This is a genomic window from Pontibacter ramchanderi (assembly GCF_002846395.1).
Classification (GTDB): Bacteria; Bacteroidota; Bacteroidia; order Cytophagales; family Hymenobacteraceae; genus Pontibacter; species Pontibacter ramchanderi.
On the sequence record NZ_PJMU01000003.1, the window covers coordinates 794,585 to 808,134 of the forward strand.

Sequence of the window (13,550 nt, forward strand, 5' to 3'; positions counted from 1 at the left end):
GTTTTTGCTGCAAAATACTTAGTTGGTCGATACCTTCTTCAGCACAACCTGCTCGGCGTGCTTGGCTACGATCTGGCTGTAGAATTCTTTCAGGTAAGAGTACTCAGGGGCAAAGTACACGGGTTTGAGCATGTTAATTTTGCTCATGATCTGCAGCACGTTTCCTTCCCGCTGCACAATGTACATAAACTTGCCTCCATTTTCAGGCAGGGAAACAATGGCTCCTTTGGGCGCCTCCTCTACCTCATAACCCTCCGGTATCACAAACTTGATGACATGGGTATAGTCGATAGGCACGGCAATATCTACCGGGTAGAGCCGCTCCTCCAATTTGAAAGGATTTTCCTTTTCGCCATTGCCCAGCATCGGGTTCAGGTAGATCACATCGACGGGCTGGTTGTTGCCGCTTGCTGTCAGGCTATAGTTGATGTTCAAAGCCTTATCCAGATCGTCCACGTTGTGGAACTCCGGCTTCTCAACTTTGTAGTTACCGATCTCCTTGCTCAGTTTTTCGGCATATTTTGCTTTGCCATCCTCTAGTATGGACCGGCGAATGCTCAGGGCATCGTACCCTCCACTCGACTCCGACACTGTACCTGATAAAGCTCCGTTCGGGTTAATAGTGAGTTCCCCATTAAAGAACTTGGTGAGTTTGCCAGTGGGCACAAGCTCTACCCAGCGCTGATCGTCTTTCTTGATCAGGCGCCCCTGCCCGTTTAAGCTGCGCACAGGCAGCATACCTGCCGGCAGCAGCGGGTCTGTGGCATCCAGCAGATACTCTTTGTCGCCAAGCTTCACGTGTGCAATCACATAGTTGAACTTGTTGAGCATTGGGGAACCCTGCGGTACACGACCATGCTCACGGGTGCTGACCAGCACAGGTCCTGCATCCAAGCCGGCGTCCTGCAGCATGGCCGTGAGCATCAGGTTGATATCGGCTGCGCTTCCGCTTCGGTTTTCAAACGCTTTCCGAATTGGGCCAGAGGTGTAGATACCGTATTTGTTGTTCCACTTCACGCTGCTTTTCACCAGGTTGTGGATGGCGATCATCTGCTGCTCAGGATTGCTTTGCTTGGCTGTAATGGCGGCTACCTCCGTCTTAAAGAAGCCTTTTCTGTTGAGTTGGCTGCCGAACTTCTCGGCCATCAGCAAGTCCCTTGTCACATCGTCCCAGTTCCCTGTCATAACCTGCGGAAGCGCGTTGGGATATTTCACCATCTGCAGTTCAAAATCGATCTTAGACTGGTAGTCGCGCAGTGTGGTAATGTACTTTTCGGGGCGAAGGGCAGGCGCATTCTTAATGACCCAACGATAGATGTCGCTGCTTGCTTCTACTTGCGTGGAGCCAGCCGGTGTGCGGCCGCCCCCCACACCTGGGGTTAACTCCGAAGACCAGGTAATAGTAAAATTATCCTTGGATCTGGTCTTGGTAGACTCGTCGAATCGCAAATAGCCCTGCTGCTCCTGCTTGTAGTGAAAGTATTCCGGAATACGCACATTGTACTCACTATACGCTACGGGGATAGTGCTCTGAAACTCCCACTCGCGCAGGTTGTATAAGAAGTCAGAGGTGATGGTATAGGAGTACTCGATCACAGAACCTTCCTTCACGTTCGGCATCGTAAACTTTTTGACGAACCAGTTTTCGTTTGTCTGTTCGTCAAATACCGCCTTCGACTCCAGCTTATCTTTGGCTACCTTGCCTCCATCGAGGTTGTAGGTAAAACCCTTGATATTGTAGACGCTTTCTTTCTTGGAATTACGCTGGTAATAAGGCACTGATATGTTAGCCGCGTCGTAGCCCGACTTCTTCAGCACCTTGATGCGCGTGTGTCGTTCAAAAATAACTTTAAACCCCTTGTTGTAAGTAAAGTAAGAATAACCATAGTCGGATAGCACGACAGCGGCGGCACTGGTGTCCTGGTCGTACATGCGCATTTTGAGCGTTTCATCATCCACTTTGCCGAACTTGGCCGGCAGATCCTGAGCAAACAGTGGCGAGAGCCCTGCGCTAACTAACAAAACAAAGGAAAAGAATAGAGTAGAAGTTTGAATTCTCATAGGCTGTTGAAATTTAATTGTATGATATGTTATGAAGTTGCAGTTTGTCTAAAGACTTCATAAAGGAGGTACTATCATTTATAAAGCAGTTCAACAGACCGATATATAAAACAAATAATATTATTCTATATTATCAACTCTAAATCAAAATTTTGTCTTGAATTTCAACAAGCAGCCGTTTCAAATTAAACTTATAATGCCCTTGTTTACTGCCCATACCTAAACAAGAACAGCGTTTCATCTCAATAGCATTATTCAAAGCACTAACAGTAGCATAATTGCCAGATGTCATCGTCGTGACATACTGCGATGTGCTGTTTAATCATCAGTCAGCTACAGGCCCTTTCACCCAAAGTCGTCTATACCCAGCTTTTTAGGTAAAAAAAAGCAGGGCTATGAAATAAATCATAGCCCTGCTACCAGTTAAGTATGCTAAGAGTGAAATCGGCAAAGAAACGGGTCCAGGGAGTGAGGGCGGGCCCGCTTCTTTGCACAGTATTACAGGAAGGATGAAAAATTCTTGCTGTCTTGCCAGAACTCACGGCAGGTCTCGCGCTGCTTTTCCAGAAACTCCTGATCGCGCTTCAGACTCTTCCAGTCGCCGTAGCCGAGGCGTTCGCAGAGCTTGAAGAAGCTATCGCCTTGGTTCTGGCGGCCTTTGATACGGACCAAAGAACTCAGCAACGGGCGACCCGCTGCATGCTCTGCTTCAGAAATTTCGTCGATTACTTCGTTGAGTTGTGACTTCTCGTAAGTGTTTTCGAGGTTGAGGCCCAGTTCGGCTTCCAATATCAGGTTTTGAAATGACATCAGGTGAGCGCGACCGCGGGCTACTTGAATGAGTTTTTTTCGTACGCGTGTATTCATTGTGCTTTTTTAGATCATGAAGGCCAGCCGACTACACCCAACACGCTGTGCATTGGGCTCCAACTGAATAGGTTTCATAAAATATCTATATACACGTATACTCCCAAAACGGCTTCCGGGTTGTCCTGTGTTGTGGAAAAATGCAGGAAAGTACGCTAAAGTGCAGCCTTTGTTATGAAATAAGCCTGATAAACAATGCTTTACGCCCATGTTTTTTTACAGTAGCCGCGGCTGCTTTTCGGAGAGGTATTTCCAGTAGCGTTTTGGGATATGCCGCAAGTGCAACTTGGGATTTTTGCGCTCCGGTATATTCACATGGTCGAAGTATACCTGCCACAGCATTTGGTAGCGCGTTTCGTTTTCGTCGAATTGGTCGGTTTGGAGCCTACCCTGCTGCTTTGGAGATAGGGCAGGATTCTCTAACTGCACAAAGGCCGTGTGTTGCAGATCGTAGTAAGCACCATAGCGGCGCGAGGAATCATAAATGGCCCAACGTTGGTCGGCATAGCGTTTCTCGAAATGGCGCACGATCAGAGGCAGTACATTAAAGTCAGGCGCAATGCTGGCGTAGTACAGGCCATCGGCCGTTTTCTGGAAGCGCACAAAAGCTTCCATGCGGTGCTTCTCGCGGTGCACCTGCTTGTGGATCTGCTGCACCTGCAGAATAAACGGTGCCGTATAGTTTCCCTCCACGCTCTCAGGCGAGTCGAATACCAAACGGGCATAGTCAAAGATCAGCCGCTCAAACCCGCTTTGCTCCCACAGGTAGGTATAGTACAACGATTCGAGCGCCGAGGCAGAAAGCCGCTTCTTGAGGCCCTGCCATACCCTGTTGGCTTTTTCTTCGTCTGTTGTCACCTGCACGGTTTCACCAAACATGGAGGGCTGCGCCAAATGCTCAGGCTCGATGGTAGTAGGCCAGGCTTTGCGCTCATAAGCCTCGAACACCACAGTCAGCAGCCCCTCGAACGAACCGTCGTAGGTATAGTGGAACATGGGCACAGATGCAGCGATTACTGCTTCGCGTTATAATTCACACGGCCTTTTTCGCGCTTGCTGTCAGTTTGCATTCTGGAAGAAAGGCTCTGCAGGTGCGGCACCAGCATATTGAGTTTGCAGCAGCAGGAAACACGGGCAACTTTAGTAGAATTTCTCATCGTTTTTTGAATGGTTTGAAATGAAGTATGATCTTTTTGATTACACAAGTCTGTGGTATGCGCTTCTCTCCCCTCTTCCATCTCACTGTTTTATGTTTACCCTACCTTCCGAAACAAATCCAGCTGCTGCGTTAGCAAGGCACTTCGCACAGAGCCCTCGCCAAACAGAATGCGGCGGCGCAGTTGCTCCGAGTCAAAGTCCTGTCGCTGCAGGCTTTTGGTCTGGCAGGTGATAAAATACTTGGCCCGCTTCAGCACCACGCCCATCTGACGCAGGTGGTCGAAATGCAGCGGTGCAAACCGGCGGGCCGACACAATTTTCTTTGCCGACTTCACGCCTATACCTGGCACACGCAGGATCATCTCGTAGTCGGCGGTGTTGATCTCCAATGGAAAGAAATGCCGGTTGCGCAATGCCCAGCCCAGCTTCGGATCGATGTCCAGGTCCAGGTTCGGGTTTGCCTCGTCCAATATCTCCTTTACGTCAAAACCGTAGAAGCGCATCAGCCAGTCGGCCTGGTAAATGCGGTTTTCCCGAATGATCGGCGGCTCCGTAATAATCGATAACCGGCTGTCGGTGCTCACCGGCACATAACCCGAATAGTATACCCGCTTCAGGCTATACCCTTTATAAAGCTGGTCCGACAGCTGCAATATCTGGCGGTCGCTCTCGGAGGTAGCCCCCACGATCAGCTGCGTACTTTGTCCGGCTGGTGCAAATTTGGGTGCGGCCTTAAAAAGCTTCACTTCTTCTTTAGCCTGCACCAGCTGGTTCTTGATCGAATCCATGGGCATCAGAATCTCGGCGTAGTTTTTCTCCGGCGCCAGGCTTTGCAAGCTTTGCTCCGAAGGCAGCTCAATGTTCACGCTCAGGCGGTCGGCATACAAACCAGCTTCCTTGATCAGTTCCTCGCTCGCCCCCGGTATAGTCTTGAGGTGAATGTAACCGTTGAACTTCTCTTCCTGCCGCAGCTTCCTGGCCACCCGCACCAGTCGCTCCATGGTATAGTCGGCATCTTTAAAAATGCCTGAGCTCAGGAACAAGCCCTCGATGTAATTGCGACGATAGAAATTGATCGTCAGGTCAACTACCTCCTGTACCGTAAAGGCGGCCCGCTGCACGTCGTTGCTTTTGCGCGTCACGCAGTAGGCGCAGTCGTAGATGCAGAAATTGGTCAGCAGAATTTTCAGCAGCGATACGCAACGCCCGTCTTCGGTGTAACTGTGGCAAATACCCATGCCTTCTGCATTGCCCAGCCCCTTGTTTTCGTTTTTGCGCTTACCGCCACTAGACGAACAGGAAACATCGTATTTGGCTGCATCTGCTAATATTTTTAGTTTACCTATTATCTTATCGTTCATCTTCGCTATTTCTATCTGCTTGACGGTTATAAAATTACAAAACTCTTCGCACAATACCCAAAAATTTTAGCAATAATAGTTATCAACACGCTATCCACATTCAGGTATTACTAAAATAGTTAGCACAAGCTGTTTTCAGGATTTTGGCCTTAAATTTTCCACACAAAATCGAAAAGAGTATATTAGGAGGTTGTACCGTACAAACACGTATAACAAACCGTAAGCGCCCTATACCTGCATGGCATTCCCACGTTCGCCTATTTTAAGCTGTATGCTAGCTTGCCTGCTGGGGGCATGGCTACTGGCCGGCAATGCGCTCGCGCAGGAAATACCCACCCGCAAGGACAGCGCTGCAGCTCAAACAGACACTATCAGGCAAAAGTTTGACCTCCGGGTGATGAACAACCTGCGGGAGCTCTCACAGCGCAAGACCATTATGGGCAAGCTGCTCAAAGCGATCCTGGTTTTTGACCGGCGCGATGAGGAGGTGCTGGGGCTGGATGCAGAGTTGATTCAACGCGAGTATGAGCGGCACAACTACAAAGTGGTGCGCCGCATCAACATCATGACTCTGGACGCCCTGGGCTACTCCATCCACGACTCCACCCGAGTGCCGCGTAGCTTTCTGGAGAAGGCGGGCAACTCGCTGCATGTCAAAACACGGCGGCACCTGGTGCGCAACAAACTGCTTTTCAGGAGCATGGAAACCTTGGAGCCGCTGGCGCTGGTTGAGTCGGAGCGTCTGTTGCGCCAAACAGATTACCTGCTCGACGCCCGCATTATTGTAGATGAGCGCACCACCACCGAAGACAGCGTGGATGTGCTTGTTATCACCAAAGATATCTTCAGCCTGGGCGGATCCGGATCTTACAGTCCCTCTTCCGGCGCGGGCAGGGTTGCCCTGCGCGAGCTCAACTTTCTGGGCTTTGGCCACCAGGTACGCGGCTCGTACCGCTTCAACATGGATGCGCCCCGCTCCTGGGAAACCACCGCTGGCTATACCGTAGAGAACATCGGTAACACTTACATCACGGCCGACATCAACTACTTCGATCAGAACTACTACAAGGAGAGCAGCGCCTACCTGCGCCGCGATTTCTTTGCCACCAACACGCGCTATGCCGGTGCTGTGGGGGCCAGTAAAATAGACGAACGGCTGCTGCTGCCGCCCGTGCCCGAGGACACCGCTCAACGATTCGCGGATGTGGGCTACCACCGGCAGGATTTCTGGCTGGGTCGCTCGTTCAAGTTCAAGAGCTACAACCTGGGCTATGAGCCCCGGGGCCGCCTGATAACTGCAGTGCGGGTAATCAACACAAACTTTTATACCAAACCCACCGAGAACTTTCAGGACAACGTGCTGGGTATTGCCAGTTTGGGTTACAGCGTACGCCGCTATTACAAAGACCGCTACCTCTATGGCTTCGGGCGTACGGAAGACATTCCGGCCGGTACGCTGGCCACTGTGTCGTACGGCTACGAGCGGGGCGACCTGTTCGATCGGCGCTACTTTGGCCTGGACCTGTCCTTTGCCCGCTACAACAAGGACTTTGGCTACCTCTATGGCCGTGCCGGGTATGGCTCGTTCATAAGGGGCGGCACCTGGGAGCAGGGTATGCTGGAACTGGAGACACTTTACTTCACCAGGCTGTACGAAAATGGCAACTGGAAACTCCGGCACTTCATCCTGGGGCGCAGCACCATTGGCATCAACCGCAACCCGGAGGAACTGCTCTCGATCAACAACGAGGACGGGCTGCGGGGCTTCCGCTCCGGTTTGCTGCGCGGCAACCGCCGGGTGGTGATCAACTACGAAGCCAACCTGTACACTCCTTTCTCGTTGTTCGGTTTCCGACTGGCCACGCTTGCCTTCGCGGACCTGGCCTGGCTCTCCTACGGCAACAAAAGCTCGCCTTTCAAAACGACTCCCTTCCAGGGCTTTGGGGTAGGTATACGCTTCCGGAACGAGTACCTCTCGTTCAGCACCATCCAGATTCTGTTGGGCTACTACCCGAAAACGCCCCATAACGAGAACTTCAACAACCTGCGCATTTACGAGTCATCGCGCTCGTACTACGACTTCGAGGACTTCCGCTTCTCGCAACCCGGTATAGCCGAGTTCAGGTAAAATTTCTGAATCCTTTTAAGCCGATCGGGGTACACTGGTAGAGTAATTCAAAACCCTGAACATGGAAAAGCTTAGAGAAAAATCAGAATATGAAGGCAACCCGGTGGGGCTGTCGAAGACTACGGCAACGGCCATGGCCAACGAACTGGACCGCCATCTGTCGTCATTCATCACCCTGTATAACCAGTACCACAAGCACCACTGGATGGTGGAGGGACCGCAGTTCCGCGACCTGCACCTGTTCTTTGAGGAGCACTACACCCAGATACACGAACAGTACGACGCCATTGCCGAGCGCCTCACCGTGATGGGCTACTGCCCTACCTGCCACCCGGCAAGGCAACTGGAGCTTTCGTACATCGAGCACGAAGAAGAGGGCGTGTTCCGCATCCGGGAGATGCTCAAAAAAGACATGAAAGACGAGAAAACGATAGCCGTAGAACTGCGCAAATCCATCAAGAAAGCATTTGAGCAGGAAGATTTCGCAACCAAGGCTTTGCTGGAAGGCATCCTACTCAAAACTGAGGACCGTTGCCACCACATCGAGCACTTCCTGGGCGAGGATGGCCTATCGATCGGCCTGATCGCAAAGCCGGATGACATTATGGAGGAAGACGGCCAGCAAGCCAGAGGCCAGAAGGGAAAAGCAAAAACCACCAGAAAGGCGAAGGCGTAAAGCCAGACCGCTATACCTTACAGACGAGGCAGTCCACCGGGCGGCCTCGTTTTTTTATACTGAGGATATCTGGCGGTTTAAAGACAATTCCGCTGTACCTGTTGCATCCTTTTGGCCCGGTATGCAGGTATAAGAGGAACGACCGGAACCGGAGGGCTATACCTGAAATGGTTTCGCTATATTTGCAGCATTCTATACTTAGCACAACAGCACCATGGTAGACCTTGGCAATTACAACGAACTGGAGATAGCGCGTGAAGTGGACTTCGGCGTATACCTGACCTCTGAAGACGGCGACATTCTGTTACCGCGCAAGTACATTCCGGAAGGGGCCAAGGTAGGCGACAAGGTGCGCGTGTTTGTGTACCGCGACTCCGAAGACCGCGTGATTGCCACCAACCTGACACCCTACGCCACCGTGCGCGAGTTTGCCTGCCTTACCTGCAAAGACAGCACCGACTTCGGCGCTTTTCTGGACTGGGGCTTGGAGAAAGACCTGCTTGTGCCGCTGCACAACCAGAAAGACAAAATGCGCCCCGGACGGAAGTACTGCGTGTATGTATACCTCGACGATACTTCTGACCGCATTGTAGGCACGACCAAACTGGGCAAGTACCTGCACAACGAAGAGGCGCCTACTGAACTGACCGAGAATGAGGAAGTGGGTTTGCTGGTGGCGGGCTTCACCGAGATCGGCATCAAAGTAATCATCAACAACCGCTTCATGGGCATGCTCTACAAAAACGAGGTGTTCAAGGAGCTCTACATGGGCGACAAATTTCGCGGCTACATCAAGACCATCCGTCCGGACAACAAAATAGATGTAACGCTCCGCAAACCGGGCACCACCGGCCTGAGCGAATCCAACGAGGCAACAGATAAAATCATGCAGGTTTTAGAGAAGGCCAAAGGCTACCTGCCTCTGTCTGACAAAAGCAGTCCGGATGAGGTATACCGCATGCTGGGCATGAGCAAGAAGGTGTTTAAAAAAGCCATCGGAGGACTTTACAAGCAGGGCAAGATCGAGATCGACACGGACCATATCCGGCTGAAAGGCGACGAATAGGCCACTTCTTGGCAATACCTTAGTGGAATTAAATAACTGATCCCAAAAACAAAAAAAACCCGCAACAGGATTATTTACCGGAAAGCACACTGCTATTTTTAACCTATGCAGCGGGCATTCGTAATTCAGCGAAACGTAATCCTACATGCACCGAACCCGAACCGCACTGATTGCCGGCGCCAGTGGCCTGGTAGGCAGTCATTTGCTGCGTATGCTACTCCAAAGCGACCGCTACAGCCAGGTAATCTCCATTGGCCGCCGCGAACTCGCCATTATTCATCCCAAGCTCGACCAGCAGATTGTCGACTTTGAACACCTACAGAAAAGCGCCTCCGAACTGGCTGCCGACGATGTGTTCTGTTGCCTGGGCACCACCATCAAAAAAGCCGGTACCAAAGAGGCTTTCTACAAAGTAGACCATACCTATGTCACGCAGTTGGCCGAGATCACGCTGCGCCGAAATGCCAGTCAGTTTCTGGTGGTTTCGTCGATGGGTGCTGATACGGGCTCCCGCATTTTCTACAACCGTGTGAAGGGTGAGATGGAACGGGATGTACGGGCACTGGGTTATACTTCGCTGCACATTTTCAGGCCGGCACTTTTGCTAGGCGAGCGCGACGAGCATCGCACCGGCGAGGAGATCGGCGCCAGAATCATGAAGCCGCTTTCCAAAATCATGTTCGGGCCGCTGCGCAAGTACCGGCCCATTCAGGCACAGACCGTGGCCAGCGCCATGCTGCGCGTTGCTGCGCAGGACCACAGGGGCGACAAAATATACCTGTCCGACGAAATAGCGCGACTAGGCAGCTAACCCTCGCTATACCTGACGCGTAAGTTGCAAGGCATCTATACCTGCTATACCTATGCCAAACAAGAGCCTGCGCCGCGCCTTTCCCAAAGCTTCTCAATACGACCCGAAATGGGTGCGCAAGCACTCTATGGGCGAAAACGTGCTCTTTAACCTCGAGAGCCTCACCAAGTCCCTGGATCTGAAACCCGGCATGCGTGTGCTCGATCTGGGCTGTGGCAAAGCCATCAGCTCTATCTTTCTGGCAAAAGAGTTTGGAGTCACCGTTTGGGCGGTGGACGAGGCCGTGTCGGCCAGCGACAATTATGAGCGCATTCTAAGCGAGGGCTGCGAAGACAAGGTGTTCCCGCTCGAGTTGGAGGCCCGCTCCCTCCCCTTCCCAGAGGAGTATTTTGATGCCGTGATCGTGGTGGACTCCTATACCTATTTCGGCACCGACGAAAAGTACCTGCCCTACATTGCCCGTTTCATCAAACCCGAAGGACACATTGCCATCGTAGATGTATGCTTCACCAAAGAGATCGAAAGCCATCACGAAGTGCCTGAATTCCTACAAGATGATTATCAGAACTATTGGTACTTTATTCACACCATAGACTGGTGGCGCAGGCTCTGGGAGAAAACAGGACTGGTGGAGATAGAGGCCGCTGCTGAACTGACAGAGGCTGGATTGGTAAGAGAACATTATGTTAAGGATTACCAGGATTCGGATGAGGAAGATGCTTTCGCCAGGGCGCTGGAGCTTGACAAAGAGAAGTTTATCACGTTTTTCAAATTAATTGGGCGACGTACCTCCAAGACGGCTTACCTGCAATCATACAAGCAGTCGAGCTAAAAGTTTGCGAAAAAAGCAGATATTAGTTTTTTGGAACAGAAGAAGTTCTATTTTTGCAGCCTGCCAGCTGGACGTACCTGTCTGGCAAGCTAGATATAACTTTTTCAATAGAACAATGAAAACATTTCTTCGCGTCGGTTTTACCTTAGCTTTGGTAATGACGCTTGCTTTTGGTGCCAATGCACAGCAGTACAAAACAGGTATAGGCTTTAGAGGCGGCGTGGCTTCTGGTCTCACCATAAAGCACTTCATCAAAAGCGATGCTGCTATTGAAGGCATCCTGAGCACAGGTTTCCGCCACAGAGGTGCTGTAGTTACCGTGCTCTACGAAAAGCATGCCCCGGCTTTCAACGCCAAAGGCCTGCAGTGGTACTATGGTCTGGGTGGCCACATCGGCTTCTACGAAGGTCGCTACTATTACTACTACGACAAGCACAGACGCGACAGATACTATGATGACAATATCGTAGGTTTCGGTATTGACGGTGTGCTGGGTCTTGAGTACTACATCCGCGACATTCCGTTCACGATCGGCGCTGACATCAAGCCTTACATCAACATTCCGCATGGCCGTGGCTTCTGGGATTCTGCCCTTCACGTGCGCTACGTATTCTAAGGTATAGCGAGTACTATAACAAAAAGGCCCTGCTAAGGTATAGCAGGGCCTTTTTGTTTATTCCTGAAAGTCCTTTGTCCTTTGTCAAAGAACTCTTTTGTCAAACCAATAAGCGGTTATACCTTAAAAGGCAATGTGCATCAGGGCATCGCCCTGATTGACCACGGGCATGTTGTTGAGGCCTACCACATAGCCAGCGGCCGGGGCGTTCAAACGTACTTCCATTTCGCCATAAGGGTCTGTGATCGTGCCCACTACCTGTCCTTTTTTCACGTAGCCGCCTTCCTGCACAAGGCTCCGGAACAGGCCCGCATTTTTAGCACGCAGCCAAATGTCCTTCATACAGATCGTGGTCGGTTCTGAGGGAACAGGGGCGCTGGTAGCCATACCTAGGTGGTGCATCAGGCGACAGGTGCCTTCTATACCTAGTTTAATGCCGCGCTCATCGAAGCGCAGCGACTCTCCTGTTTCATACACCAGGATGTGCTTGCCGAGTTTGGCGGCCTCCTTGCGCAGCGAACCCTGGCGGTAAGAGGCGTTCAGCGTGAACGGTGCGGCAAAGGCATCTGCCAGTTCCTGGTTCTTCGGTTCAGCCAGCACGCAGCGTATCTGCGGGTAGTTGCCCCGGCTAGAGCCGCCTGTGTGGAAGTCCACGCCGTAATCGATGTAGGGCATCACCTCTTTCATAAAGCGATGTGCCACACGACTTGCCAGTGACCCCTCCTTATTACCCGGAAAGCTCCGGTTCACGTCTTTGCCATCGGGCACGTCACGCGAAAAATTCAGGAAGCCGTAGATGTTCAGGATAGGCACCGCAATGATGGTCCCCTTGAGCGGGTACAGCATCTTTTTGGTGATCATGCGGCGGATGATTTCCGTGCCGTTCACCTCGTCGCCGTGCATGCCGGCCATGAGCAGGAGCACCGGCCCATCGTGCACAGAGCGGAACACATAAACAGGTATGTCGATGACGGTGCCGCTGGGTAGTTTGGAGATAACGAGGCGGGTGAGCACCTTCTCTCCACGGTCTATGCTGACACCGTTGATCTTAATGGTTTCGGGCATGCTATTCTTTCACTCTCTTGGCGGCCTTTTTCTGCACCAGGCCTTCCACGTACTCTATTATTTTCGCGGCGATGTCTTTGTTCGTCGCCTTCTCTATACCTTGTAAACCCGGCGATGAGTTCACCTCCAAAATAAGCGGCCCGCGCTTGGACTGCAGCATGTCCACGCCGGCTATACCCAGTCCCAGTGACTTGGCAGCCAACAAGGCAGCGGCCTTCTCCTGGCGGCTGAGTTTGATGAGACTGGCATTGCCACCACGGTGCAGGTTGGAGCGGAACTCGCCCTCCTTGCCCTGTCGCTTCATGGCCCCTACTACTTCGCCGTTCACCACAAAGGCACGGATGTCAGCGCCAGCCGCCTCAGCAATGAATTCCTGCACGATGATGCGGGCCTTCAGGTTATGAAAGGCCTCAATCACCGATTCAGCCGCCTTTTTGGTTTCGGCCAATACCACGCCAAGCCCTTGTGTACCTTCCAAAAGCTTTATCACTAAGGGTGCACCGCCCACTTCTTTCACGAGCATGGAGGTTTCTTTGGAGTAGTTGGTGAAGGCAGTCTTGGGCATGCCCAGCCCAGCGCGGGAAAGGATCTGGCTGCTGCGCAGTTTGTCGCGGGAGCGTACGATGCTCTGGGAGTCCACAGCACTCTTTACTTTCATCATCTCAAACTGGCGCACCACGGCCGTGCCGTAGAAAGTAACCGAGGCCCCGATGCGCGGAATAACGGCGTCGATGTCGGTGAGGCGCTCTCCCTTGTAGAGGATGTGTGGGTCGCCCTGCTCGATCACGAGGTCGCAGCGCAGGTGGTCAAGCACCACGGCTTCGTGTCCGCGCTGCTGCGCCGCCTCCACCAGCCGACGGGTAGAGTATAACTTCGGGTTGCGAGAGAGAATCGCTATCTTCATAAAAA

At 52.0% G+C, this 13,550-nt stretch carries 13 protein-coding genes; 6 read left to right on the top strand and 7 right to left on the bottom strand.

Annotated elements, in window-relative coordinates; translation table 11 throughout:
* Window positions 1–18: 18 nt before the first annotated feature.
* From BD749_RS16060 to BD749_RS16075, 5 genes are all read right to left on the bottom strand, one after another.
* Complete coding sequence (locus tag BD749_RS16060) at window positions 19–2,061, bottom strand: DUF3857 domain-containing protein (RefSeq protein WP_101446222.1); 2,043 nt, start codon at window positions 2,059–2,061, stop codon at window positions 19–21.
* A gap of 498 nt (window positions 2,062–2,559) precedes the next feature.
* Window positions 2,560–2,928 (bottom strand): hypothetical protein, encoded by a 369-nt coding sequence (locus tag BD749_RS16065; protein WP_245869330.1) that lies wholly within the window; start codon window positions 2,926–2,928, stop codon window positions 2,560–2,562.
* Window positions 2,929–3,144: 216 nt separating this feature from the next.
* Window positions 3,145–3,924, bottom strand: a complete 780-nt coding sequence (locus tag BD749_RS16070) for a TIGR03915 family putative DNA repair protein (protein WP_101446224.1) — start codon at window positions 3,922–3,924, stop codon at window positions 3,145–3,147.
* A 17-nt stretch (window positions 3,925–3,941) separates the two neighbouring features.
* Window positions 3,942–4,085, bottom strand: a complete 144-nt coding sequence (locus tag BD749_RS19480; protein ID WP_180336430.1) for a hypothetical protein — start codon at window positions 4,083–4,085, stop codon at window positions 3,942–3,944.
* Window positions 4,086–4,181: 96 nt separating this feature from the next.
* Window positions 4,182–5,447, bottom strand: a complete 1,266-nt coding sequence (locus BD749_RS16075) for a putative DNA modification/repair radical SAM protein (RefSeq protein WP_101446226.1) — start codon at window positions 5,445–5,447, stop codon at window positions 4,182–4,184.
* 271 nt (window positions 5,448–5,718) lie between these two features.
* Here BD749_RS16075 and BD749_RS16080 point away from each other — a divergent pair, with 271 nt between their 5' ends.
* From BD749_RS16080 to BD749_RS16105, 6 genes are all read left to right on the top strand, one after another.
* Window positions 5,719–7,575 carry a BamA/TamA family outer membrane protein gene (locus tag BD749_RS16080; protein WP_245869333.1) on the top strand — a complete coding sequence of 619 codons (1,857 nt, stop codon included), beginning with the start codon at window positions 5,719–5,721 and terminating at the stop codon, window positions 7,573–7,575.
* A gap of 61 nt (window positions 7,576–7,636) precedes the next feature.
* Entirely contained in the window at window positions 7,637–8,251 is a 615-nt protein-coding gene (locus tag BD749_RS16085) for a Dps family protein (RefSeq protein ID WP_101446228.1), read from the top strand.
* Window positions 8,252–8,465: 214 nt separating this feature from the next.
* A complete protein-coding gene (locus BD749_RS16090) occupies window positions 8,466–9,317 on the top strand; it encodes a CvfB family protein (protein ID WP_101446230.1) in 852 nt (283 codons plus the stop codon).
* 145 nt (window positions 9,318–9,462) lie between these two features.
* Window positions 9,463–10,128, top strand: coding sequence for an oxidoreductase (locus BD749_RS16095; RefSeq protein ID WP_101446232.1), 666 nt, complete (start codon window positions 9,463–9,465; stop codon window positions 10,126–10,128).
* 52 nt (window positions 10,129–10,180) lie between these two features.
* Entirely contained in the window at window positions 10,181–10,960 is a 780-nt protein-coding gene (locus BD749_RS16100) for an SAM-dependent methyltransferase (RefSeq protein ID WP_101446234.1), read from the top strand.
* A 115-nt stretch (window positions 10,961–11,075) separates the two neighbouring features.
* Window positions 11,076–11,576: a hypothetical protein gene (locus BD749_RS16105; protein WP_101446236.1), complete on the top strand. Its 501-nt coding sequence runs from the start codon at window positions 11,076–11,078 to the stop codon at window positions 11,574–11,576.
* A 123-nt stretch (window positions 11,577–11,699) separates the two neighbouring features.
* Here BD749_RS16105 and BD749_RS16110 read toward each other — a convergent pair whose 3' ends face one another.
* Together BD749_RS16110 and rimK are read right to left on the bottom strand one after the other, a co-directional pair.
* Entirely contained in the window at window positions 11,700–12,641 is a 942-nt protein-coding gene (locus tag BD749_RS16110) for a succinylglutamate desuccinylase/aspartoacylase family protein (protein WP_101446238.1), read from the bottom strand.
* A 1-nt stretch (window position 12,642) separates the two neighbouring features.
* The gene (gene rimK, locus BD749_RS16115) at window positions 12,643–13,545 is read right to left on the bottom strand and encodes a 30S ribosomal protein S6--L-glutamate ligase (RefSeq protein ID WP_076671840.1); all 903 of its coding nucleotides are present in this window, start codon (window positions 13,543–13,545) and stop codon (window positions 12,643–12,645) included.
* Window positions 13,546–13,550: the final 5 nt, after the last annotated feature.

Bases quoted from the DNA above. Each gene is read 5' to 3' on its own strand.
- BD749_RS16060 (WP_101446222.1), bottom strand. From the start codon at position 2,061: ATGAGAATTCAAACTTCTACTCTATTCTTTTCCTTTGTTTTGTTAGTT.
- BD749_RS16065 (WP_245869330.1), bottom strand. From the start codon at position 2,928: ATGAATACACGCGTACGAAAAAAACTCATTCAAGTAGCCCGCGGTCGC.
- BD749_RS16070 (WP_101446224.1), bottom strand. From the start codon at position 3,924: ATGTTCCACTATACCTACGACGGTTCGTTCGAGGGGCTGCTGACTGTG.
- BD749_RS19480 (WP_180336430.1), bottom strand. From the start codon at position 4,085: ATGAGAAATTCTACTAAAGTTGCCCGTGTTTCCTGCTGCTGCAAACTC.
- BD749_RS16075 (WP_101446226.1), bottom strand. From the start codon at position 5,447: ATGAACGATAAGATAATAGGTAAACTAAAAATATTAGCAGATGCAGCC.
- BD749_RS16080 (WP_245869333.1), top strand. From the start codon at position 5,719: ATGCTAGCTTGCCTGCTGGGGGCATGGCTACTGGCCGGCAATGCGCTC.
- BD749_RS16085 (WP_101446228.1), top strand. From the start codon at position 7,637: ATGGAAAAGCTTAGAGAAAAATCAGAATATGAAGGCAACCCGGTGGGG.
- BD749_RS16090 (WP_101446230.1), top strand. From the start codon at position 8,466: ATGGTAGACCTTGGCAATTACAACGAACTGGAGATAGCGCGTGAAGTG.
- BD749_RS16095 (WP_101446232.1), top strand. From the start codon at position 9,463: ATGCACCGAACCCGAACCGCACTGATTGCCGGCGCCAGTGGCCTGGTA.
- BD749_RS16100 (WP_101446234.1), top strand. From the start codon at position 10,181: ATGCCAAACAAGAGCCTGCGCCGCGCCTTTCCCAAAGCTTCTCAATAC.
- BD749_RS16105 (WP_101446236.1), top strand. From the start codon at position 11,076: ATGAAAACATTTCTTCGCGTCGGTTTTACCTTAGCTTTGGTAATGACG.
- BD749_RS16110 (WP_101446238.1), bottom strand. From the start codon at position 12,641: ATGCCCGAAACCATTAAGATCAACGGTGTCAGCATAGACCGTGGAGAG.
- rimK (WP_076671840.1), bottom strand. From the start codon at position 13,545: ATGAAGATAGCGATTCTCTCTCGCAACCCGAAGTTATACTCTACCCGT.